The sequence below is a fragment of the Azoarcus taiwanensis genome, from assembly GCF_012910885.1.
GTDB classification, from domain to species: Bacteria; Pseudomonadota; Gammaproteobacteria; order Burkholderiales; family Rhodocyclaceae; genus Azoarcus_F; species Azoarcus_F taiwanensis.
The window spans coordinates 1-21452 of sequence record NZ_WTVM01000070.1 but is presented as its reverse complement, the minus strand read 5'-3'; the positions used below and the strand labels follow the sequence as shown (position 1 = coordinate 21452).

At 63.8% G+C, this 21452-nt stretch carries 13 protein-coding genes and 1 tRNA gene; 5 read left to right on the top strand and 9 right to left on the bottom strand.

Going from position 1 to position 21452, the window contains the following annotated elements; genetic code table 11:
• Nucleotides 1-291: hypothetical protein (locus tag GPA21_RS12220; RefSeq protein ID WP_168988430.1), on the bottom strand; the 291-nt coding region annotated here is incomplete at its 3' end.
• A 392-nt stretch (nucleotides 292-683) separates the two neighbouring features.
• Between GPA21_RS12220 and GPA21_RS12215 the strand changes: the two genes are divergently transcribed.
• Nucleotides 684-1160, top strand: a complete 477-nt coding sequence (locus GPA21_RS12215; RefSeq protein WP_168988429.1) for a CopD family protein — start codon at nucleotides 684-686, stop codon at nucleotides 1158-1160.
• A gap of 477 nt (nucleotides 1161-1637) precedes the next feature.
• Nucleotides 1638-2906: a RidA family protein gene (locus GPA21_RS12210; RefSeq protein WP_168988428.1), complete on the top strand. Its 1269-nt coding sequence runs from the start codon at nucleotides 1638-1640 to the stop codon at nucleotides 2904-2906.
• A 245-nt stretch (nucleotides 2907-3151) separates the two neighbouring features.
• Here the strand turns inward: GPA21_RS12210 and GPA21_RS12205 are convergent, their stop codons facing one another.
• The 5 genes from GPA21_RS12205 to GPA21_RS12185 form a co-directional block, all read right to left on the bottom strand.
• The gene (locus GPA21_RS12205; RefSeq protein WP_168988427.1) at nucleotides 3152-4366 is read right to left on the bottom strand and encodes a ComEC/Rec2 family competence protein; all 1215 of its coding nucleotides are present in this window, start codon (nucleotides 4364-4366) and stop codon (nucleotides 3152-3154) included.
• A 17-nt stretch (nucleotides 4367-4383) separates the two neighbouring features.
• Nucleotides 4384-7392, bottom strand: a complete 3009-nt coding sequence (locus tag GPA21_RS12200) for a hypothetical protein (protein WP_168988426.1) — start codon at nucleotides 7390-7392, stop codon at nucleotides 4384-4386.
• Nucleotides 7393-7463: 71 nt separating this feature from the next.
• Nucleotides 7464-8474, bottom strand: a complete 1011-nt coding sequence (locus tag GPA21_RS12195; RefSeq protein WP_168988425.1) for a patatin-like phospholipase family protein — start codon at nucleotides 8472-8474, stop codon at nucleotides 7464-7466.
• A 386-nt stretch (nucleotides 8475-8860) separates the two neighbouring features.
• Nucleotides 8861-8945: transfer RNA gene (locus GPA21_RS12190), tRNA-Leu, on the bottom strand.
• A 41-nt stretch (nucleotides 8946-8986) separates the two neighbouring features.
• Complete coding sequence (locus GPA21_RS12185) at nucleotides 8987-10849, bottom strand: DEAD/DEAH box helicase (RefSeq protein ID WP_168988424.1); 1863 nt, start codon at nucleotides 10847-10849, stop codon at nucleotides 8987-8989.
• Between the two features lie 483 nt (nucleotides 10850-11332).
• Between GPA21_RS12185 and GPA21_RS12180 the strand changes: the two genes are divergently transcribed.
• Genes GPA21_RS12180 through GPA21_RS12170 form a run of 3 tightly spaced genes read left to right on the top strand, consistent with a single transcriptional unit; the run spans nucleotide 11333 to nucleotide 19612 of the window.
• Nucleotides 11333-13126, top strand: a complete 1794-nt coding sequence (locus GPA21_RS12180; RefSeq protein WP_168988423.1) for an autotransporter assembly complex protein TamA — start codon at nucleotides 11333-11335, stop codon at nucleotides 13124-13126.
• A 2-nt stretch (nucleotides 13127-13128) separates the two neighbouring features.
• Nucleotides 13129-17028: a translocation/assembly module TamB domain-containing protein gene (locus tag GPA21_RS12175; protein WP_168988422.1), complete on the top strand. Its 3900-nt coding sequence runs from the start codon at nucleotides 13129-13131 to the stop codon at nucleotides 17026-17028.
• Between the two features lie 19 nt (nucleotides 17029-17047).
• On the top strand, nucleotides 17048-19612 hold the full coding sequence (locus tag GPA21_RS12170) for a TRAP transporter permease (RefSeq protein WP_168988421.1): 2565 nt from the start codon (nucleotides 17048-17050) through the stop codon (nucleotides 19610-19612).
• On the opposite strand, the gene GPA21_RS12165 is transcribed toward GPA21_RS12170, so the two are convergent.
• The 3 genes from GPA21_RS12165 to arsC all read right to left on the bottom strand — a co-directional run bounded on the left by GPA21_RS12165 (nucleotide 19613) and on the right by arsC (nucleotide 21182).
• Nucleotides 19613-20161, bottom strand: a complete 549-nt coding sequence (locus GPA21_RS12165; protein ID WP_168988420.1) for a glutathione peroxidase — start codon at nucleotides 20159-20161, stop codon at nucleotides 19613-19615.
• Between the two features lie 178 nt (nucleotides 20162-20339).
• Complete coding sequence (locus GPA21_RS12160) at nucleotides 20340-20747, bottom strand: hypothetical protein (RefSeq protein ID WP_168988419.1); 408 nt, start codon at nucleotides 20745-20747, stop codon at nucleotides 20340-20342.
• An 84-nt stretch (nucleotides 20748-20831) separates the two neighbouring features.
• Complete coding sequence (arsC, locus tag GPA21_RS12155) at nucleotides 20832-21182, bottom strand: arsenate reductase (glutaredoxin) (protein ID WP_168988418.1); 351 nt, start codon at nucleotides 21180-21182, stop codon at nucleotides 20832-20834.
• Nucleotides 21183-21452 lie beyond the last annotated feature (270 nt).

Here is a 21452-nt window from a genome sequence, read left to right as displayed (position 1 = left end):
CGCCCTGCGCCCCTTGAGATCCACAGTCACCTCGGTGCCGCACGCAATCCCCAACACTGCAAAGCCCCCATCCTCGGTGGCATGGACATCGCTGCGCGTCGCCTGGCAGGCACTCACGTCGATCCTGCCCACCGTCATCAACGAGCTGCTGTAAAAGCGCGCCTCGCAGGCAAAATCCTGCTTGCCGGCCGGATCAACCGCAATCTGGCCGATGCGCGTATAGCAGTCGATCGCTTGGTCGAGTTTGTCGTTTCCCTCCAGCGAGGCTGTCGATAGCGATATCAGGCTCATGAGCGATTCCTCCCGCACTGCGTGTCGCGGTCCGTGGCCGGTGTCGATGCTTCGCTGTGGTGTCGGTGTTTGGTGGACCAGGCATGTCGGATGATAGCAGCACGTCATACTGGTAGAGTACGAGCGCACCGGCACACGTGGTCTTGCTGCACCCCAGTCAATCGCCATGCCAGCCTTCGAGAAAGTACTGTTTGTCATGTCAAACGATATTCACACGAGTGCCGTGCTCGCCCCAAGTGCTGCAGGGTGGGGACGAAATGAGGCGACTTGCCATCGGCGCAATGCGCTGAATTCACACAATCTGGGATCACACACAATCCAATTTGAGGTCAGGCCTAGCGTTGAAGTATTTGCTACATTGCTAGGCCTGACCCCCTCGTGTAGGAACGAAGATGCTCTACTCAACTCTGAAAGCCCTTCATGTGCTGGCTATCATCGTGTGGATCGGTGGCATGGTGTTTTCGCACTTCTTTCTGCGCCCAGCGGTTGCTGAACTCGAGCCAGCGGTGCGACTACGACTGATGCATGATGTGCTCGGTCGCTTCTTTCAGGCGGTGCTTGCAGCCTCGTTGCTGACATTGGTTACCGGCGTGTGGATGCTGGGTCGAGTGGCCAAGCAGGTGGTGCAAGCCGGTGGTAGCTTCGAGATGCCATTGTTCTGGACGATCATGGTGGTGCTTGGCGTCGCGATGGTCTTGATTTTTGGGCACATTCGATTTGTCCTTTACAAAAGGCTTGGCCGCTTCGTTGCCGCTGCCGAGTGGAGCGCCGGTGGTGCAGTTCAGGCACAGATTCGAAAGTGGGTCTCGATCAACCTCGGTCTTGGCGTGGTCGTACTGGTCGTGACGCTACTGCGGTGGCCGGTCTGACGCCGTCCGCGATTGGATAGGAAGCGGGCGAAGGCGTAGCCACTCAAACTGGTCGCAAGACGAACTGCCTTCGGGGCGACGCGCTACTCTTGGTCTGTGCAGCTTCAATCGCTGGTATGCCCACGGCGGCTGCGTGTGGCTCGGAGACAAAGTGAAAGGGCTCTCCCAGTGGCGGGAAGTCGTCGGCGCCGAGCCACGGGCGTAAGGGCTCGGCTATCACTGGGCCTCGCGTGGCGACCATTTGTGGCTTAGAAAGAGTGTTTCCGGCAGAGAAAAAATAGCATGTGGCGCCATTTTCTTGTGTTGCAGCATTCGCGCTAAACATCGGGTTATTCGTGGTGGTCAAAATGTAATAAACGGGTATAGTGTGGTCTTCCCGGAAGACAGGAGAAACACAAAAGAATCCGGCACGGGAAAAAAGTCATGCGATTTCGATCGCAGGAATTTTTTTGGCGCACTATAAAGGAGGTTTTTTGCATGAGCGGTAATAACGCTGTATTGGCAAGAAATACGGAACGGGCACCAATAGATCCATTCTGCTCACAGACGGTTGCTTTCTCTCATTACAATAATCTTTCGGCTCAATTGCCTATCGATCCAAAATCAGGCGAATTGGTGGCCGGCGGTATAAGGGAGCAAGCCCAACAGTGCTTTGAAAACATCAAGGCAATTGTGGAAAGCATCGATCATGGCATGAGCGATGTCGTCAGAATCACCGTGTTCGTAAAGAACATCAAGGATGTCGAAGCAGTGGACGAGGTCTACAAGACCTTCTTCACCACCTATGTGCCGACACGAACGGTGGTTGCGGTTGCCGCTTTGCCGATGAATGCCCTGGTGCAAGTTGAAGCACTTCTGTCAAACGGCGTAGGAACGATTCCGAATGCTCCGCAGGCGGGCGATCTCATCAAACTTGTGAATAACACGGCGAATGCGCCGATGGACCCCTTGTCCACGCAAACCGTGGCATTTTCCCACTACAACAACCTTTCGGCTCAGTTGCCGGTCGATCCTAAATCGGGTCAATTGGTAGTGGGTGGCGTCAAGGAACAGGCTGCACAGTGTCTGTCTAATATCAAGGCAATTCTGGAAAGCATCGATGTTCCGTTTGACGATATCGTCAAGGTCAATGTATTCCTCAAGAATATTGCGGATATCGATGCAGTCAACGAAGTGTATAAACGGTTCTTTCCCGACTCGGCGATTGCCAGAGCGGTAGCGTATATGCCGGCGCGAACGGTGGTCGAGGTGGCGGCGCTGCCGATGCATGCTCTGGTGCAGATCGAGGCAGTGGTGTCGCATGGAGACGGTACGCCGCCGCAGGCGGTCGAGGACAGGCACGGCATCATCGTGGAGCCGAACAATACCGATCGCGCTCCGAAGTGCCCGCTATCCACACAGACAGTGGCTTTCTCTCACTACAATAATATTTCTGCGCAATTGCCGATCGACACGAGCACAGGAAAACTCGTGGCTGGCGGCGTAGAGGAGCAAGCGAAGCAGTGCTTGACGCACATTAAGGAGATCGTTGAAAGCATTGGTCACGTGATGGAGGATGTGGTCAAGGTGAATATCTTCATCAGGGATATCGCTGACGTTGATGCGGTAAACGATGTGTATCAAGGCTTCTTCCCGGGCGGTATTCCAGCGCGACGGGTAGTGGGCGTGTCGGCCTTGCCTATGGATGCGCGAGTCCAGATTGACGCGATTGTGTCAAACGCTGAAGGTACGCCGCCAATGGCGTAGATCGGCGTTTGTGGGCGGGCGCAATGGCTGGGATAGTCATTTGTGTGCGCCTGCAGCGAATGAAGAATCGCTCAATGCGGTCTATGTCGGGCTATCTCAACTATTGCTTGAGGTAGCCCGAGTTGCTTTGGCGAGCTGCTCGCCGCGCGGCGGCTTTGTCGATGCTGTCGAGCCTATGCGTCCCTGTTGCAGCCGTGTCTAACGCCCCGGCGACGTCGCAGATCGCCTAGAAGGCGTCGGATTGCTCACAGCGACAGCGATTGGCCCTTCGGGTGTGCGGCGCGGTAGCCGCGATTCGCTTGATCGGCCTGGTCGCTCCACGGAGCAGTTGAGCAGGTGAGATAGTTGAAGTGCAGGCTTGGTCGCGCTGGCCCGGCGTGATGTGCGAGCAGCAGGTCGAGCGCGCGCTTGTGCGGATGGCGGAATAACGCTCCGCTGGTCGACACGAGGTAGTGGCGGCAGCGCAGGCGCTCGAGAAGGCCGGCGCTGAGGTTGGCGACGCTGCCGTGGTGGGGCAGTTTGAAGACGTCGATGGAGAGGCGACCCCCTGGGGAGGCAAGAAGTGTGGTCAGCGAGGTTTCTAGCACGGCGGGCCAGGCGTCGCCGGCCAGGAGCAGGCGGACTTCCGGCGATGTAGCGGGATATTCGAGCAGCAGCGCGATGCTGCTGCCGTTGGCGGCGCTGGTGTCGTTGCCAAAGGGGGCGTCGGCACCGGCTTCGCCGTCGCCACGACCGAGCGTGTCCTCCAGATTGGTGCGCAGGTCGCTATCGTCGTCCTCGGGCAGCTCGTGACGGCCTGCCATTGCGTCTTCGTCGTCTTCGACGCCGAGCACGTCGCCGAGTGGGCGCAGGCTTCGGCTGGCGGCGAGTCGGGCGCGCAAGGCGGCAACATCGCCTGAGGCGACGCCGGCTCGGTCGAGTTCCTTCTTCCAGCGATCCTTGAGGAACAGCAGGCGTTCGTGGTCCGGGGAGAGCAGGGTGAGCCGGCAGTCGCCCGGGAGATTGACTGCCGGCAGAGTGGCTTTCGTGCGGTCGATCGCGGCCAGGGCGTCATCGAAGCCAAGATTCCAGACCTCGGTCCCGGTGCGGGACTCGTAGTCTGCGATCAAAACGCCGAGGATCTCGCCCTGCAGCGCACCGAGAGCTTCGCCTGCAGCGTCGGGTACTGCATTGAGCTGGTCTCGGCCATTGAACCAGATGCGGTCGAAGCGGCAATGCAGCGCTTCCGCGTCAAGCAGCAGGCGGATCACGCCTTCGATGTGGTCGGCATCCACATGGGTGATCACCAGTAGATCGAAATGCCGATCATCGGCGGGCAGATGCAGGATACGCTCGCGCAACGCGGGATAGGTGTGTGCCGGACCGCCGTCGATGAGAAGACGATGAACGGCGGTGCCGCTGCCATATTCGATCCACAGGCAGTCGCCGTGCGCGGCAGGAAGCATCTCTATGCGGAGCATGGTGCGCGCCTCCGGAATCAGTGGGGCGGGACTGGTTGACGGCGTGCCGGCAAGTGCCATTCGGCGTCGCCCATGGCGACCAGGGCAAGCACCATCAGGAAGCCATGTGCCAGCATTCGCCGCCGCACACGACGCAGTACGCTGCCAAAATCAGCATCCGGCGTGTCGACGGCCGAGAGTTCGGCGAGCAGTTCGCATGCGAGCGGACCGGCATGGCGGCCGAGCACCTTGGCCATCGTGCCCAGTACGAGGCTGGCGTGGAAATGCTTGAAGTTGTCGGCGAGGCTGCGGTAGCCGGTCTCGGCGACGTCGGTGGCGGTCATGCAGCCGAGCAGGAGCACGATGGGGCCGGGTTCGATGGCCGCTGGATTGATCAGCGACTCGTTGAGTTGTGGGCGGAAGCGCCAGCGCCGGTGTTCGTCGAGCGCCTTGTCGCCGATCTCCAGATAGTCGAGGCCGGCGTCGAGATCGTGATGGGCGAGCAGGATCAGTAGCGGTGGGCTCTTCTCTGCAATCACGCGTTCCCACTCGTCCCAGTCGGCGGCAATGGTGGGCGATGCAATGTGGCCTGTGAGCGCCTCGCTCAGCGCGGCGCGCGCCTCTGCCGGGACGCGGTCGGTGCTCGCGCACAGCGCGGCGTCCAGCGGACGCAGATCGCGCCGGCGCCAGGCAGGTAGCGACAGGTCATGCATGTGCGTGCTGTCGAAGCGCTCGATGACCTTGCGGATGGCCCAGAAGCCAAGCGGGCAGATCGTCTCGCTCCAGCTGGCCTGTGCAGCTCCGCCAGCTGCATCGCAGCTCGGGCAGCGACTGCCGTCGCCGGCCAGGGCCTCATGCCAGCCGCTGCAGAAGCGCGCGCCCATCTTCGGGAAGCCGCGGTCATAGACGAACTCGAGCGGTACGTGCTGGCTCTCGTCCTTGTTGATGAGCTGGATTCGATCGCCCGGGTCGCTGAAACCCTGGCCGCGGAGCTGCTGGTACAGGGCGGCACCGTGCCGGGCCAGGTTGCAGAACAGCTCGATTACGTCCGGATCATCGACGTCGAGCAAGGCCTCTCCTTCCTGCAGGCCTTGCTGGCTGCGGCGTCGCACCAGCGAGGTTTCCTTGAGGAACAGTTGCTCGTTGAGAAAGTTGGTGAGCGGCGTCGTATTGCCGAGGTCGAAGATCTTGCCGCCGCTGCCGTCGAACATCCGCATATATCCGGGCCCGAAGGTGAGCGTGGCGCTGATCGGCGTGCGCTCTTGCAGGCGGATCACTTCGCGCTGGCCGAACTGCACCTCGATCGACGGCGCGGCCAGCCCGTCGTCCGCGGTGCCGGCCGGCAGCACCGGCGCGCTCAGGCGGACGGCCTCGAATACCTTGCCCATGAAGGTGAAGACGATGTCCGCCTCCAGGCGGTCGATGTCGGCCGGAACGTCGAAAGTGAGATCGCAGTCCTCGCTGCGTGCCGTGCGTTTGGCCGGAATATGCAGGCGGTCGGCCGGCCCGTTGCCGTGGCGGTCGGGCTGGCCGTCGCGCTTGCCGATCCAGCACAGTTCCACGACCAGCTCCAGGCCCTCAGGCGGCAGCTTTATCTGTTGAACGGTGGCGTTGGCGGTCGGGATGCCGGGTTGCGGCAGGCCGATCCAGCAGCGCACGGTGTTGGAAGCCCCGGCGACGAAGTAGTGGTGGGAGCGCTCCTCGTGCAGCAGCAGGGCGTTGACGCGGCGCTCGTCCAGGTCGTCGGATGGGCTGGTGTGGGCAGTCTCCATAGAGGCGACATGGCCGGCGGCGACGCTTTGTGAAACGGGCGCTCCGCCATGATCCATGTCAACCATGCAACCCGAATAGTCCAATCCTGATGCGCCTTCTGAGTCCTCACGAGCGGGCTTTTCCTGCAGATCCTCAACAACCCTGAGTCCAAGTCGCTGAGCAGCCTGCACCAGAGCGCCAGGATAGTCGTCAATCAGTGTCAGGCGTTCGCCGGTACTCGTGCTGGGGCCCGCGCCACGATACGGCGAAAAGGCGCGACCGGTCTGGGCGTCCACCGCATGGGCAATCAGCCGCAGCAGGCGAGTGCGTGCGACCGTGGCCAACTCGGGGCGCGCGAGACGAAGCAGGGCCGGGATGAATTTGCGCGCCGACTCACGTGCGATCATCCATCCGATCTGGGCGTCGTCGAAGCGTGGCGCGTCGTCGTGCACCTGACGCGCTGCGAGTTCGGCCGCCTTCTCGGGTGGGTCGAACTCGGGTGGCAGGCTCACAGGGCGGGGCGGATGTGGCGGTTCCACCGCGCTGCCTTCGGCGTTCGCGATGCCGGTCGCCGCCCACGCAGTGATGCGCAGTGCGCGCGCCGCAGCACCGCTGATCCGCCCTGCGGCTTCGTCGGCATCGACCAGCGCCAGGGCTGCAAGCAGATGGTCGCGCATCGGTGCCGGGATCGGGCGGATCGTGGTGATTTCGGCGTGGGCGGCCCACGGCGACCCCCAGAACAGGGGAGGCACATTCTCGTCGCGCGTGAAGATCTCATCCAGCGCGGAGTAGTCGCCCAATCGCGCGAGGCACAAGGCCCGCCAAAAGCGTGTGTCATCCTCATCCCGAGCCACAGGGGAAGGGAGGTCTGCGGGCGCAACGCCGTTGTCCTCCAGCGGCATGGCCGCGAGTGCGCGGAAATGGCCAGTTTGGCCGCTCGCCAGCTCGGTCAGCAGTGGCGCGATGCGGCTTGGGTCGCCGGACTCTGCCAAGCTCTGGGCGACAACGTCGGCGTCGGGTTCGTCGGGGGTGTCTGCGAGCTGGCGCAGTTGCTCGCGCAGGCTGCGCAGCGGCACCCTTGCCGCGAATGCGAGCGCGTCGCGACGGGCGGGCGAGGCCGCGGGTTCGGACTCCACAATCTCCCACACGGCGTCGGCTGTCGCATGCCATTGCCGCGGGTCGAGCGGAAAATGTGTGGCCGCGTCCAGAACGGCGAGGCGGACCCGGGGCTCGGTACAGGCGTGGGCGAACTCGAGCAGTGGGTCGACGAGGGAAGAGTCGAAATCGTCGTCCATCTTGGTCCCTCCTGCGGGCTTGGCCGGATGGTGCGCAGAGTCCGCTTGTGCAGTCGATCGCGCCAGACAGCTCAGGCGCGGAGCAATTCGGGCATGTAGGTCTGCAAGCGGTGGGTGAGCAACGCGCCTGCGTGTCGGGTCAGTACGTCGATCTCAGCGGGGGCGAGCTTCCTCAGATTGGTCCGGATCGACGACGCGAATACCGCATCGCCTGCCTGTACTTCGCCTTCATCGCTGTCGATCGAAAACCATGCCGGTTTGGCGCCGCCGGGTTTGGCCGCATTGAGTTCCAGTCGTTTGAACTGGAGGCCGCGGACCTGCTCCATCAAGATGTCGATGGCGGCAATCAGCACCACCGAGCCGGCCTCGGTGGGTTGCTCGTTGATGCTGAATGGTTTGCCCGCATCGCTGACGATCACATAGTCGAGCCCGTTGCGCCCACGCAGCAGCGGATTGACACCGAGGTTGTCATAGACGCCACCGTCGGAAAGCGTTACGTATTCGACGCCGGCAGCGGGATATTCGCCCTGGTCCACACGTAGCGGTGGGAATACCGGCGGGAATGCCGACGAAGCAGCGACTGCACGACTCAACCTGAAGTCTGGAGCCTTGATGGTACCCAGCTCCCATTCGCCCATCTCCGCAGGCAGATTGCCGCCAGTGACGAAGAAGAACATGTTGCCCGTCGCGAGGTTGGTCGAGTTGATGTACAGGCGCGGCCCAGCGCTCAGCGAGCCGAGCGAGCGCTTGCCGTAGAGGTCGCGTTCGTAGCTTGCCGCGAGCTTGTCGAGACGGCTGTGGAAGGGGTCGAGCACGCCGCCGATGACGGAGGAGACCGCGATCGACGTGCTTGCGAGATAGCGCTCAAGCTTGTCCAGTGCGTCATCCTCGCCCCAGTGGCAGGCCAGAAAAGCGCCGGCGATGCTGCCGCCGCTCACGCAGCTCAGAAGGTCGAGCTTCCACAACAAACCCATTCGATGGAGCTTGCGGAATACGCCGAGATGGAACGCCGAGGCGCGAAACCCGCCGCCCGACAACGCCAACCCGATCCGCTTCGATTGACCGTCAATCTGAATCGTCATTGCATACCCTCCCGGTTGCAGGTGGCGCGCTTGCGCTGAAAGGCTCAGGCTTCCTTGCTTCAGTTGTAGAGTACGCGCCGGGAGGACGCAACGACCGCGTGCATGAGAATGGTATGCCCAGGCTGGAGCCGTTTGGCTTTCGCGGGGAAACCCTAGATGTTTCCGTGTCTTTTTTGATGCTGCCGAGAGGGGCTCTGCGCTGCGAGGGTTGCCGGGCCACGAGTCGGGACGATCAGGGCGTGCAGAGCACGAGAGGGGCGCAGGCATCGCGTTGAGCGATTTCGCGTGCAGTGTTTCGGCTTGTGCAAGCCGTGACTCGTCATCAGATTCGAAAGAGCTTGGTCAAACCGAAACGCTCACGAACCTGAGAGCGGCATAGGTGTCAGTGGTGCCGAGGACGGGACTCGAACCCGTAAGGCTTGCGCCGGCAGATTTTAAGTCCGCTGTGTATACCAATTCCACCACCCCGGCGGGAGCAGGCTGCGAATTGTAGCAGCCTGCCCGGGTGGTGCTCAGCGCTTGGGAGGCTTGCCGGATTTGAAGTCCTTGCGCGGAGGACGGTCGTCGCGGGCGAACTTGCCGGCGGGTTTGCGCGGGGCAAAGTCCGGCTTGGGCGAGCGCTTTTGCGGAGCGGGACGAGCGGCGATATGGCCTTCGAAGGGCTTGATGTCGAGCTTTTGCTGGCGCACGCGAACCTTGCGCAGCACGCCGAGGATCTCGGGCGGCAGGTTGTCGGGCAGTTCGACTACCGAGAAGTCGTCGTAGAGGTTGATCTGGCCGATGTAGCGGCTTTCGATACCGGCTTCGTTGGCGATGGCGCCGACGATGTCCTTGGGGGTGACTGCGTGCTCGCGGCCGACTTCGATTCGATAGCGGGCGAGCCGGCCTTCGGAGTAGTCGCGGCGGCGTTCGAGGATCTCGGGGCGGTTCTCACGCGGCGGGCGCTCACTGCGCTCGAAGCGGTCCGAACGCTCGGGGCGAGCCGGACGCTCATCGCGCTGCGGCCGCTCGCCACGCTCTGGCCGACCGGCGCTGACGGCGATATCCGGGCCATGTGAGGCGGCCATGCGCAGGGGACGCTCGCGCTGGGCGAGAAACGCCAGTGCGGCGGCGACTTCGTGCAACTCGCTACCGCTGTTCTCGAACTCGGCCACGACGTCCATGAAGAAGCTGAGATCCTCGCTGGCGATGACTTCCTCGACCTGCTGGCGGAACTGGGCGACGCGACGGTCGGCCACCGCCTCGCGCGAGGGCAGCGGCTGGGGGGTGATCTTCTGCCGGGTGGCGCGCTCGATGACCTTGAGCATGCGGATTTCACGCGGCGTGATGAAGAGGATGGCGGTGCCGGTACGGCCAGCGCGGCCGGTGCGGCCAATGCGGTGGACGTAGGCTTCGGTGTCGTAGGGCACGTCATAGTTGATGACGTGGGTGATGCGCGGTACATCGAGACCTCGGGCGGCGACGTCGGTGGCGATGACCACGTCGAGGCTGCCGCGCTTGAGCTGTTCGACCACGCGCTCGCGCAGTTGCTGGGTCATGTCGCCGTTGAGCGCTGCAGCGGAGTAGCCGCGGGCTTCGAGCTTGTCGGCGAGTTCGACGGTGGCAGTCTTGGTGCGCACGAAGATGATCGCAGCGTCGAGGTCGTCCTCGACCTCGAGAATGCGGGTGAGTGCCTCGAGTTTGTGTCCGCCATTGACCTGCAGATAGCGCTGGTTGATGGTCGAGACGGTGGTCGTGGCGGCGCGGATCTTGATTTCGCGGGGATCGCGCAGGTAGCGGTGTGCAACGCGCCGGATCGGGTCCGGCATGGTGGCCGAGAACAGCGCGGTCTGCCGTTCGGCCGGGGTGTGTTCGAGAATCCACTCCACGTCGTCGATGAAGCCCATGCGCAGCATCTCGTCGGCCTCGTCCAGCACCAGGGCGGAGAGATCTTCGAGCACCAGGCTCTTGCGCTCGATGTGGTCCATCACGCGGCCAGGGGTGCCGACGATGACATGGGCGCCGCGCTTGAGCTGACGAAGCTGCACGACCATGCTCTGTCCGCCGTACAGCGGCAGCACATGGAAGCCCGGCATGTGGTGCGCGTAGCGCTGGAACGCCTCGGAAACCTGAATCGCGAGTTCGCGAGTGGGCGCGAGCACCAACACCTGCGGGTTGTGACGAGACAGGTCGATGCGGTGCAGCAGCGGCAGCGCGAAGGCGGCGGTCTTGCCAGTGCCGGTCTGAGCCTCACCGAGAATGTCGTGGCCCTCCATCAACGGCGGAATGCAGGCAGCCTGGATGGGGGAGGGGGTTTCGTAACCGACCTCGGCGAGCGCGCGCAGGAGCGGATCGGCGAGACCGAGTTGCTGGAAGGATTCGATGGTCGTAGTCATGTAATGCTGGAAACCGGAAAAGGCGAGGTCACGCGCGACATGCGTTGCAAGCGCTGAAGGGGTGGAGATGAACGCCGGGGAGAAAGGGGCATATGCGGGAATCCGCAGTGCGAAGCGTCAGAGTGACGACTTGACCCCCGAGTGTACCTAAATACCGGATTTGCTGCCGGGTTGTTTTAGGTGAAGTGGTGGCTTCTGATGATTGCTGACCGGATTGTTGCGTTGCAGCAACAGTGTTTGACGTTCTTGCAGCGGTTCGCGCGGATTCGCGGCTTGCGCCGCTCCCACGGTTAGTGGGGGTGGCGTTGCCAAGTGCGTGTCCATTGCTTGTGGGAGTGGCGTGAGCCGCGAAGGGCGAACCCGAAGCGCTTGGGTGTGTCGATTTGATTTTGGCACCTCGGAGACGCTTGATGACAAGCCAAAGTCGGCCCGCACGTTACAATTGCCTTCCAGCGAAGATGAATCCTTGACGACAGTCTCTTGATGCCTGACAGCAAATCTTTCAGCCGCGTTGCACGCCACCCTCGAATTGTCGAACTGGGTGGTGTCGGCATCCGGGCGGGTTTGCTTGCGATGGCGCTGTCGCTTCCCTTGGCTGCGCTGGCTGAAGACGTGTCCCTCGTTATTCGCGGCCTCGATGAAGGTCGCCTGCTCACCAATGTACGCAACACCGTGCCGACCCCCGAGATGGCGTGCGACGCGCCCCGGGCGCGGCTTCAGTCCTATCTGCGCGATGCCGAGCGTCGTGCGCTGTCCGCGTTGCGAGCGCTGGGGCATTTCAATGCGCAGGTTGACACCCGCGTCGATGTGACCGGTGTCTGTCCGAAGCTCGTGATCGCGATCGAGGCTGGACCCGCGGTGCGGCTGGATCGGGTGGATATCCGTATCGTGGGGCCCTTTGATGACGATCCATCTGCCGTGCGTTTTCGCGAGGGTTTGCGACTTCGCGTGGGAGACGAGCTCGACCAGGGCGTGTACGACAGCGCCCGCGACGACCTCATCAGTCGTGCCCGAGCTCGCGGCTATCTCGATGCCCGCTACGTCGAGCGCGAGCTCTGGGTGGATCCTGAACAGAACATTGCCCGGGTGACGTTGGTGCTGGAGTCCGGTGCGCGTTATCACTTCGGTGAGATCCGCGCCGATCAGCGGATTCTCGAGCCGCGCTTCTTCAACCGCCTGATGCCGGTCGCCGAAGGCGACCCCTACAGCAGCGATCGACTGGCGCTGATCTCCAGCAATCTGGCGGCTAGCGGCTATTTTGCCGACGTGCGTGTGCGGCCGGATATCGACGCCCGCAGCGACGAGATAGTGCCAGTGGACGTGTTGCTCACCGAGCGGGCGCGAACTGCGTACGAGTTTCGCGTCGGTTTTGGCACCGACACAGGCGCGCGGGTGCGCGCGGACGTCGATCGCCGTCGGGTTAATCGCCGCGGTCACAAGTGGCGTGCCGGGGTCGGTTTGTCGCAGCGCATCCAGTCCATCGACACGGTCTACTCGATTCCGCAGCGCAATCCGCTGACCGACAGCCTCGATGTCTACGCCCGTTTGCAGCGTGAGGACAACAACGCCATCGTCGCCAATTCGGGTACCGCTGGGGCACAGTATTCACGCCAGCGCGGCGACTGGAGCCAGGCGTTGTTCACCGAATATGTGTATGAGCGAACGACCTTCGGCAACGAGCCGCAGCGCTCGAGCAACTTCCTGCTCGCAGGTGTCCGGCTCGGACATCGTCAACTCGATGATCCGCTGTTCCCGACGCGGGGTCACTCCTTCACCCTGAAACTGCAGGGTGCGGCTGAATCCCTGATGAGTTCGGCCTCGTTGACACAGGCCAATGTGAAAGGCGCTTTCGCGTATCCCTTGGGCAGGTCGATCCTCAAGGCGCGTGGTGAGTTCGGCACCACCTGGACATCCGATTTCACTGAACTGCCCAAGTCGCTGCGCTTTTTTGCTGGCGGCGACAACTCGGTTCGCGGCTATGCCTTCGAGAGCCTTGGCCCGCGCAATGCAGAGGACAAGGTGGTTGGTGGGCGCCATCTGGTCGTGATGAGCGTCGAGGCCATGCATCCGATCGTCGGCAATGATTGGTTCGGTGCCGCCTTCGTCGATGTCGGCAACGCCTTCGACAGCTTCCGTGACATGGCGCTCAAGACCGGAGCGGGCGTTGGCGTGCGCTGGCGCTCGCCGATCGGCATGGTGCGGGTCGATGTGGCGGTGCCGTTCAACGGCACAAGCCGTTCGCCACGTGTGCATCTCGGCATCGGGGCGGAGTTCTGAGCATGGCAGGCAAGGCAGTCCGTATTCTGCGCCGGGTGTTGCTGGGGGGAGTGCTGGTGCTGTTGCTCGTGGCCGGCTTCGTCGGTTGGCTGCTCGGCACCGAGTCCGGCGCGCGCTTCGCGCTCGATCGTGCGCAGGGTGTGGCGCCGCAACTGACCTTGGAGCGGGCGTCGGGTAGCGTCTGGCGCGGGCTCGAGCTCGAGCAGTTGCGCTATGCCGACGAGGGCCTGGAGTTCGAAGCCGAGCGCTTGTGGCTGGAGGTCGCCTGGCCGGCCTTGATGGCTGGCGAACTGCATGTGCCCCGGGTCGGTCTGGCTGGTGGCAGGCTGGTGCTTCCGGCGACCGAAGCCGAGCCGGATGCCCGCGGCGAGTTCGATCTCGAGGCGATGTTGCCGAGGCTGCCGCTTGCGATTCGCGTCGACGAGGTGCTGGTGCAGCGCCTGACCGTGATCACCGGGCCAGATGCTGACCCGCTGGTGCTGGACGAATTGCGACTGGGGGCTAAGGCGGATGCCGACGCGGTCGAGCTTGTCACGCTCGAGCTTGCGCTGGATGCACCGGCTCGGGCGCAGCTTGCTGTCGAGGCGAGGCTCGGGCTCGCGCAGCCCCATTTGTTGAGCCTGTCGGTGCGTGGCAACGCCACGGTGGAGCAAGGGCGGGCCGAACTGGCGCTTTCCTCGTCCGGCCCGCTTGCCGAGCTGACCAGTGCCGGCGAGCTGGTGTGGACCGCTTCTGAACTGCCGTCGGCGAGTGCGCGCTTCGAGGTGACTCACGGCTTCGAGTCGGCCCGGATCGAGCAACTCGTCGTCGAAACGTTGGACGGCAGTCTGACTCTGCAGGGCGACGTGGGCTGGGCGGATGCGCTGAGCTGGGCTCTGCAGGCGAGCGCACGCGGTCTGCAACTCGGCGAGCTGGTCGAGGCGATCGAAGGACCGCTTGCGTTTGATCTGACGTCGCAGGGTCTGCTGGATGGTGAGGGGCGCCTGAGCCACGAAACCCGCTTGTCCGATGCATCGGTGACCGCGGCCGGTGTTGCGCTGAGAGAGGTGCTGCTGGAGGTGGGCGGCGGGCTGGACCATGCCGAAATCAAGGCCTTCTCGGCCCGGCTACTTGGCGGCGAGCTGAGCGCGTCCGGTTCGGCCCAGTGGGGTGAGGGCATCGGGTGGAGGCTCTCGGCCATCGGTTGGGAACTCGATCCGGGGGCGTTCGCCGGGGCGGCTGCCGGGAAGCTGGGTTTCGGGCTCGAAAGCGAAGGCGTGCTGGATGATGCCGGAGCGCTCACACATTCGACCCGTCTTGAAGACCTGGCCGGCGAGGTGGCCGGTGTGAGCTTCGAAGCCATGCGCCTGCTGGTCAGCGGTGATCTCGAGCAGATCCGGATCGACGACTTTTCCGGTCGCGTGCTCGGTGCTCAACTCGCTGGCGAGGGAGAACTGCGCTTGGGTGAGCCGATGGCCTGGAATGTGCGGCTGTCGCTGGATGAGGCCAACCTGGGTTTGCTCTCCGAGCATGTGCAACCTACGCCGAGCGGATCGGTGGGATTCGACCTCACCAGCCGCGGCGAACTGCGCGAAGGAGCGGCTTTCGGTGAGGTGGCCTTGGCACGGCTGCGTGGCAACATCGACGGCCAGGCCATCGCCGGGCAGGCCCAGGCAACGCTCGCGGGCGAGACGGTTCGGGTGTCGCCGGCCGAGATTGCCCTGGGCGCCAATCGGGTCGTGTTCTCCGGTCAGGTGACACCGCCTTTCGATCTCTCGTTCGAGCTGGCGCTGCCCGCGCTTGAAGCATTACCGCTGCTGCCACAGCTCGGCATCGTGCTGGCCGGCGCGGTCGAGGCAGGTGGCGAGATCGGCGGGACGCTATCGGCACCGCGGGTCGATGCAACGCTCGCGGCCCGCAACCTGCAGTTTGACGACATGCTGGCGCTGGCGCGCCTCGATCTGCGGGCTGAGCTGCGTGAAGAACGGGTGGCGGTGAGCGCGCAGCTTGCCGATCTTCAGGTCGCTGGCGAAACCGTGAGCGAGGCCGAGCTGCGAGCATCGGGCACGATGGGGGCGCATGAGGCGCGACTGGACGCGGTCACCGGACATGGACGTGTCAATCTGGCGGTCGATGGGGGTTTGGTCGGTGAAAGCGGCTGGCGCGGTCGCCTCAATGCGCTCTCGCTTGCCGACACCTTGCTGGGAAGCTGGGCGCTGGAGTCGCCGGCAGCGGTGTCGCTGGTGGGCGCGGATTTCTCGCTGGGTTCCCTGTGCCTGGCCGAATCCGCGCAGCTGGGGCGTCTGTGCATGAATGCCGCGCGTAGCGGCGACCGGCCGATACGAGCCGAGGCCGAGGGTTCGTTGGCCCTGGCCCTTGCTCGCGAGTGGTTGCCACCGGAGCTTGAGTTGCCCGGTACGATGCGTTTCAGTGCTGATGCGCGCATCGGGGAGCGTGTCGACGCCGAAGCCCGGGTTGAACTGGCCGACGACGTGATGCTGTTCTCCGGTCTGGTCGATGAATCGATCAGCATCGAGTACCGCGATGTTGCAGTCGATGTGCGTGTGGCGGGTGAGCGCATGCAGGTGCGGCTCGGCGCCAACCTGCCGCGCTATGGCCGGCTGGATGGAGACGTCCAGGCGGTGCTCGCGGAGCAGGGGCCGCTGTCGGGGCGGATCGGTTTCGTCATGGACGATATCGGCTGGGTGCAGGCCTTCGTGCCCGAGATCACCGATCTCACCGGTCGCGCGCAGGCAGAGGTGGCGCTCGCTGGCACGCTCGACGCGGCGATCCCGGTCGGCGAGTTGCGCATTGAGGATGTCGCGGTCACCGTGCCGATGGCGGGCGTGAGTTTCGTCGAAGGTGCGCTGGTCGCCACCATCGACGAGAGCCAGACGATCGCGGCTTCCGGACGGCTCGCCGGGCGGGAGCATGGCGAGTTGCAGATAGCAGGTGAGGGCAGCGCAAGCATGCCGGACTGGAATGTCGCGCTGAGCATCGATGGCGACGCGTTGGGGCTGATGCGCACGCCCGAGATCGACCTCGACGTGAGCCCGGCGCTGAGGGTGCGGGCCGACAGCCGTTCGGCCGTCGTCAGCGGACGGGTCGAGTTGCCGCTGGTCGCGGTAAGGGTGCATACCCTGCCCGAAGGTTCGGTGAGCGAGTCGCCGGACCTGGTGCTGGCCGGCGCGACCGAGCCGGCGGCGCCTGCCTACGCGGTGCGCACCGATCTGGATATCGTGCTCGGTGACCGCGTGAGCATGGAGGGCATGGGATTCTCGACCGGGCTCAGCGGACAGATCCGCGTGCGCGGCGACGAAACCGCGCCGATCGCGGCCTTCGGCGAAGTGGATCTTCGTGACGGGCGCTACAGCGCCTACGGGCAGAATCTCGCGGTGGATCAGGGGCGATTGAGCTTCAATGGTCCGCTCGACGACCCGGGGCTGGACGTGCGGGCTTCGCGTACCGTGGGCGAATATCAGGCCGGACTCGAGATTCGCGGCACGCTGATGAATCCGCGCAGTCAGGTGTTCTCAATCCCCGCGCTGCCCGAGAGCGACGCGCTCAGCCTGTTGCTGACCGGGCGGCTTTTGTCGGCCGGCACAACCGGTGCGGATGCGACGCTGCTCATCAACGCGCTGGCTGGTCTTGGTGTATCGCAGGGTGACGAGATCATGCGTGACATCGGCCAGACCGTTGGCTTCGACGAGTTTGGTCTCGATGCGGGCGATGGCTTCGCCGGCACCCAGCTCACGATCGGCAAACGCCTAAGCTCGCGGCTGCTGGTGCGCTATGCAGTGGGTGTTTTCGATGGTGTCGGCCGCTTCGTCACCGAGTACCGCATCAACCGCTTTCTTGATCTGGAGATCGTCTCCAGCCCGGTCGCACAGGGAGGCGACCTGATCTACCGGATCGAACGATGACGTCGGCGGACGCGCAGCGATGATCGAGCGGTTGCGCGACCAATGGCGTACCTTCATCGCGCTGGGCGTCGAGCGCGAGCGTCTGGTGGTGGCCGTTGCGCTCACCTGGTGCGCGTTCCAGTTCTGGGTGGCATCTCCGCTGCCGCTGATGACAGGATGGCTGGTCTTCGGTGATGGGCGTGTCCGGTCGCTGCACCTGGCCTTCGCGCTCTTGCTCGCCTACGTATGCTTTCCGGGGCGACGGGGGGCGAGCCCTCCCGAGCGTCTGTCGCCGCTCGGGCTTGCGGTTGCATTTCTGGCGGCGTTCGCTGCGGCCCAGTTGTTTCTGTTCAATCGCGCGATCCATGCGATTCCGGGTGACCCGGCGTGGTGGTTCGTGGTCGTCGCGGTTTGCGGTATCGCGATGCTGCTCGAGGCGACACGCCGGGTGCTCGGCCTGCCCATGGTGCTGCTCGCGCTGGCGATGCTGGCATACCTCTTCTTCGGCGCGTTCGCGCCAGATCTGATTGCGCACAAGGGCGCTTCGCTCAACCGGGCGATGGGGCATTTGTGGCTGTCGACCGAAGGCGTGTTCGGAGTCGCGCTCGCAGTGTCGGCCGGCTTCATCTTCTTGTTCGTGGTCTTCGGCAGCCTGCTCGATGCCGCTGGCGCTGGCACCTATTTCGTTCGCAGTGCGCTGTCGCTCGCTGGCCATGCGCGGGGCGGGCCGGCCAAGGCAGCCGTCGGCGTGTCGGCGGCGACTGGTCTGGTGTCGGGTTCGTCGATCACCAACATCGTCACCTCCGGGCCGTTGACGATTCCGCTGATCAAGCGGGTGGGCTATCCGCCGGAAAAGGCCGCCGCGATCGAGGTGGCCTCGTCGGTCAACGGTCAGGTGATGCCGCCGGTCATGGGGGCCGCTGCCTTTCTGATGGTGGAGTACGTCGGGATCCCCTATCTCGATGTGCTCAGACATGCACTGAACTCGGCGTTGATCTCCTACCTTGGCTTGCTCTACATCGTCCATCTGGAAGCGGTGAAGGCGGGCTTTCGCGGCTTGCCGCACGAGCCGGGGCATGGCTGGCATTCCACTGCGAGGCGTCTGGTTGCGGGGGTGCTGGCTGCAGCTCTGGTGGTCGCCCTGCTGGTGGCCTTGTCGTCTGCGGTGGCGGCTTTGTTGCCCGAGCACTCGCCATGGGCGATGACCGGATTTCTCGTAATCGCCTATCTCGTCACGTTGCGGATCGCCTCACGCCATGTGCTGTCGCCCGAAGAGCTGGATGCGCCGGTGCTGCGGGCGCCGCCCATAGGTCCGACGCTCAAGTCCGGACTCCATTTTCTGCTGCCGGTGGGCCTGCTGGTGTGGCTGCTGGTGGTGGAGCGGGTGTCTCCAGGCCGGGCGGCCTTCTGGGCAGTGCTCTTTCTCATCGTCGTCGTGCTGACCCAGCGCCCGTTGCTGGCCTTGTTTGGCAGGCGCGGGTCAGAAATCGGCGCGGCGTTCCGACAGGGTATCGGGGAGTTGCGCGCCGGCCTGATTGTCGGTGCGCGCAACATGGTGGTGGTTGCGGTCGCCACGGCGACGGCCGGCATCATCGTCGGCACGGTCACGCTGAGCGGTGTCGGGCTGGTGATGACCGAGGTGGTCGAGACCCTGTCGCGCGGCAACGTGCTGCTGATGCTGGTAATGGTGGCGATGATCTGCCTGGTGATAGGGGTCGGGCTGCCGACCACGGCGAACTACATCGTAGTGTCGACGCTGATGGCGCCGGTGATTGTCGCGGTTGGCGCCCAGAACGGCCTCGCGGTGCCGCTGATCGCCGCGCATCTATTCGTCTTCTATTTCGGTCTGCTCGCGGACATCCTGCCGCCCGTGGGGCTGGCGTCGTATGCCGCTGCGAGCATCGCCGGGGCCAATCCGATCCGTACCGGCGTGGTGGCGTTCCGCTACATGATGCGCATGGCGCTGGTGCCTTTCATGTTCGTGTTCAATCCGCAACTGTTACTGATCGGCGTGCATGGAATAGGCCACACGCTCATCACCCTGACGAGTGCGACCCTGGCTGGCCTGGTGTTCATCACGGTGAATCAGAACTGGTTCCTGACACGAAATCTCTGGTGGGAGCGCCTGCTGCTCCTGCTGGCGACGATCATGCTGTTCCACCCCGGCCTGTTCATGGACCGCATCAAGGCACCCTATGCGTTGCTGTCGGGTGAGCCGGCGATGCAGGCGATTGTCGAGGCTGCACCCGGCACACCGCTACGCGCTGTCTTCGAGGGCACGCTTCTCGGCGGCCGGGAGGTTGAACGCACGGTGTTGTTCACTCTCGGTGAGGATGCGGCGTCGGCAAAGCTGAGACTGAATGAGCTGGGCCTGAGTATGAGTGAAGGCGACGATGACCGCCTGCATGTCGATCTGGTGCGCCCGCGCAGTCAGGCAGCGCGGCTCGATATCGAGCCCGGTTTTGAACTGGTCGCTGTCAAAGTGCCTTCGGGCCGGGCACCCAAGGAATGGATCTTTGTACCTGCAGTGATGCTGATCGGCTGGATTGCGTGGCGCCAGCGCCAGCGGCGCGGCGAGGGCACCACCGTGGCACAGCCCGGTTGATCAGAGCACGCTTTCTATCGCGCGCTGAAGGTCACGCGAGTTGGGTCCGACGCGGCTCGGAAAGTGGGCAACGACGCGGCCATCGCGATCGACCACATACTTGTGAAAGTTCCAGCGCGGCGCCTCGGACTGGCGGGCGAGTTCGCGGAAGATCGGGTGGGCATCCTCGCCACGAACGCCGACCGGGGCGAACATGTCGAAGCTCACGCCAAAGTTTTCGAAGCACACGCGGGCGGTGACTGCTTCGTCGTCCGACTCCTGATTGAAGTCGTTCGACGGGAAACCGACGACCTTGAGTCCGGCATCGCGATAGCGCTGGTGCAACTCTTCGAGCCCGCCGAACTGGCCGGTATAGCCGCAATGGCTGGCGGTGTTGATGACGAGCAACGGTTGCCCGGCCAAGCGTTCGCGCAGGTTCACGATTTCGGGCGAATGCAGACGCCTGAGCTCGTGGTCGAAGAGGGCGGACGTGTCGGGTTGGTCGGCGCCGGCAGTCGCGACAGGCGCTGCAATCAGCAGCGCCGCGAAAAAGCGGGTAAAGGGGTTCATGGCGTCTCTCCGTTGTTGTGCCGGTGAGACCATCGGATGCCGCCCGAGTTCGGCCAACTCCGTTCGTCCTGAGCCCTTCGGTTGCGCTCAGGAGAGCCTTGCCGAAGGGGGCATTCCTCGAAAAGTGAAGGGCTTCGACAGGCTCAGCCGGAACGGTGGGGAATAGATCAGCGCTTCGTTAGCTTCGTGGTCGTGCGGCCGGGAAGCTGCTGCGGATGGCATCCGCAAGCACTTGCCGTTCCTGCAGGCCGGTCAGGGTGTTGCGCAGGCGGCCGTCGGCGGCGAACAGCAGCACGCTCAAGGAGGGCACTTGGTGACGACTCGCAAAGACCGCGCCGTCGGGCGTGCCAAGGTCGGCGATACGGAACTGCACTGCAGGCTCGAACTCTCGCCGCAGGCTGTCGAAACGGTTGCGGAGCTCTGTGGCGTCCCGGCTGCCGCGGTCGATGACCAGCACCGCAGTGGGGGTGCCGTTGCCGACTACGCGCAGGTCGTAGCGCGCTGCGGCGCGGCGGTTGTACTGTGCAACGCCAATGGCGGCCAGCGGTACTGCGACTGCAAGGGCGATTGCACCGCGTATCAGCATGCGACGGTCACGTCGGCGAACCCGTTCCGCGACAGCATCTCGGGCGGGTGTATGGGATTTCTTTTTTTTCATCGGTTCAGCGTATCAGAGCAGTTCGAGGACACGTTCGGGCGGACGGGCGACGACTGCGCGGTCACCGACGACCACGATGGGACGTTCGATCAGGATCGGGTGGGCGATCATTGCGTCGATCCAGTCATCGTCACTCATCTCGCGGCCGTGGTACTCGTTCTTGAAGATGATTTCGTTGGTACGGACGATATCGCCTGGTGGGAGCCCGAGCTTGGCGATCAGGGCGACGAGTTCTTCGCGGGACGGCGGCGACTTCAGATACTCCACGATCTCGGCATGGATCCCCTTCTCAGCGACGATCGCGCAGGCCGAGCGGCTCTTGGAGCAGCACGGATTGTGATAAATGCGCACCGGGTCGGTCATGAGGCATTCTCGCGTTTGTTGCGGAATCGAAAATGATACCGCATGCGGGTTTAGCGGTGCCGATTCGCAGCCGCGGCGAACTCACGCGCGGGCGCTCCCACAAGCTGTGGCGGCGCTGTAGCCGGGTATGTGTCCATTACCTGTGGGAGATGTAATGGACGCCTCCCTCCCCTCTGGGGTGGTGTGAGGCTGCAGGGGTTCAGCAGAGAGGAGCCCTCACGTTACCTGACGGCATCGATGTGCCAAAGTGATGGTGTTGAAACATTCACA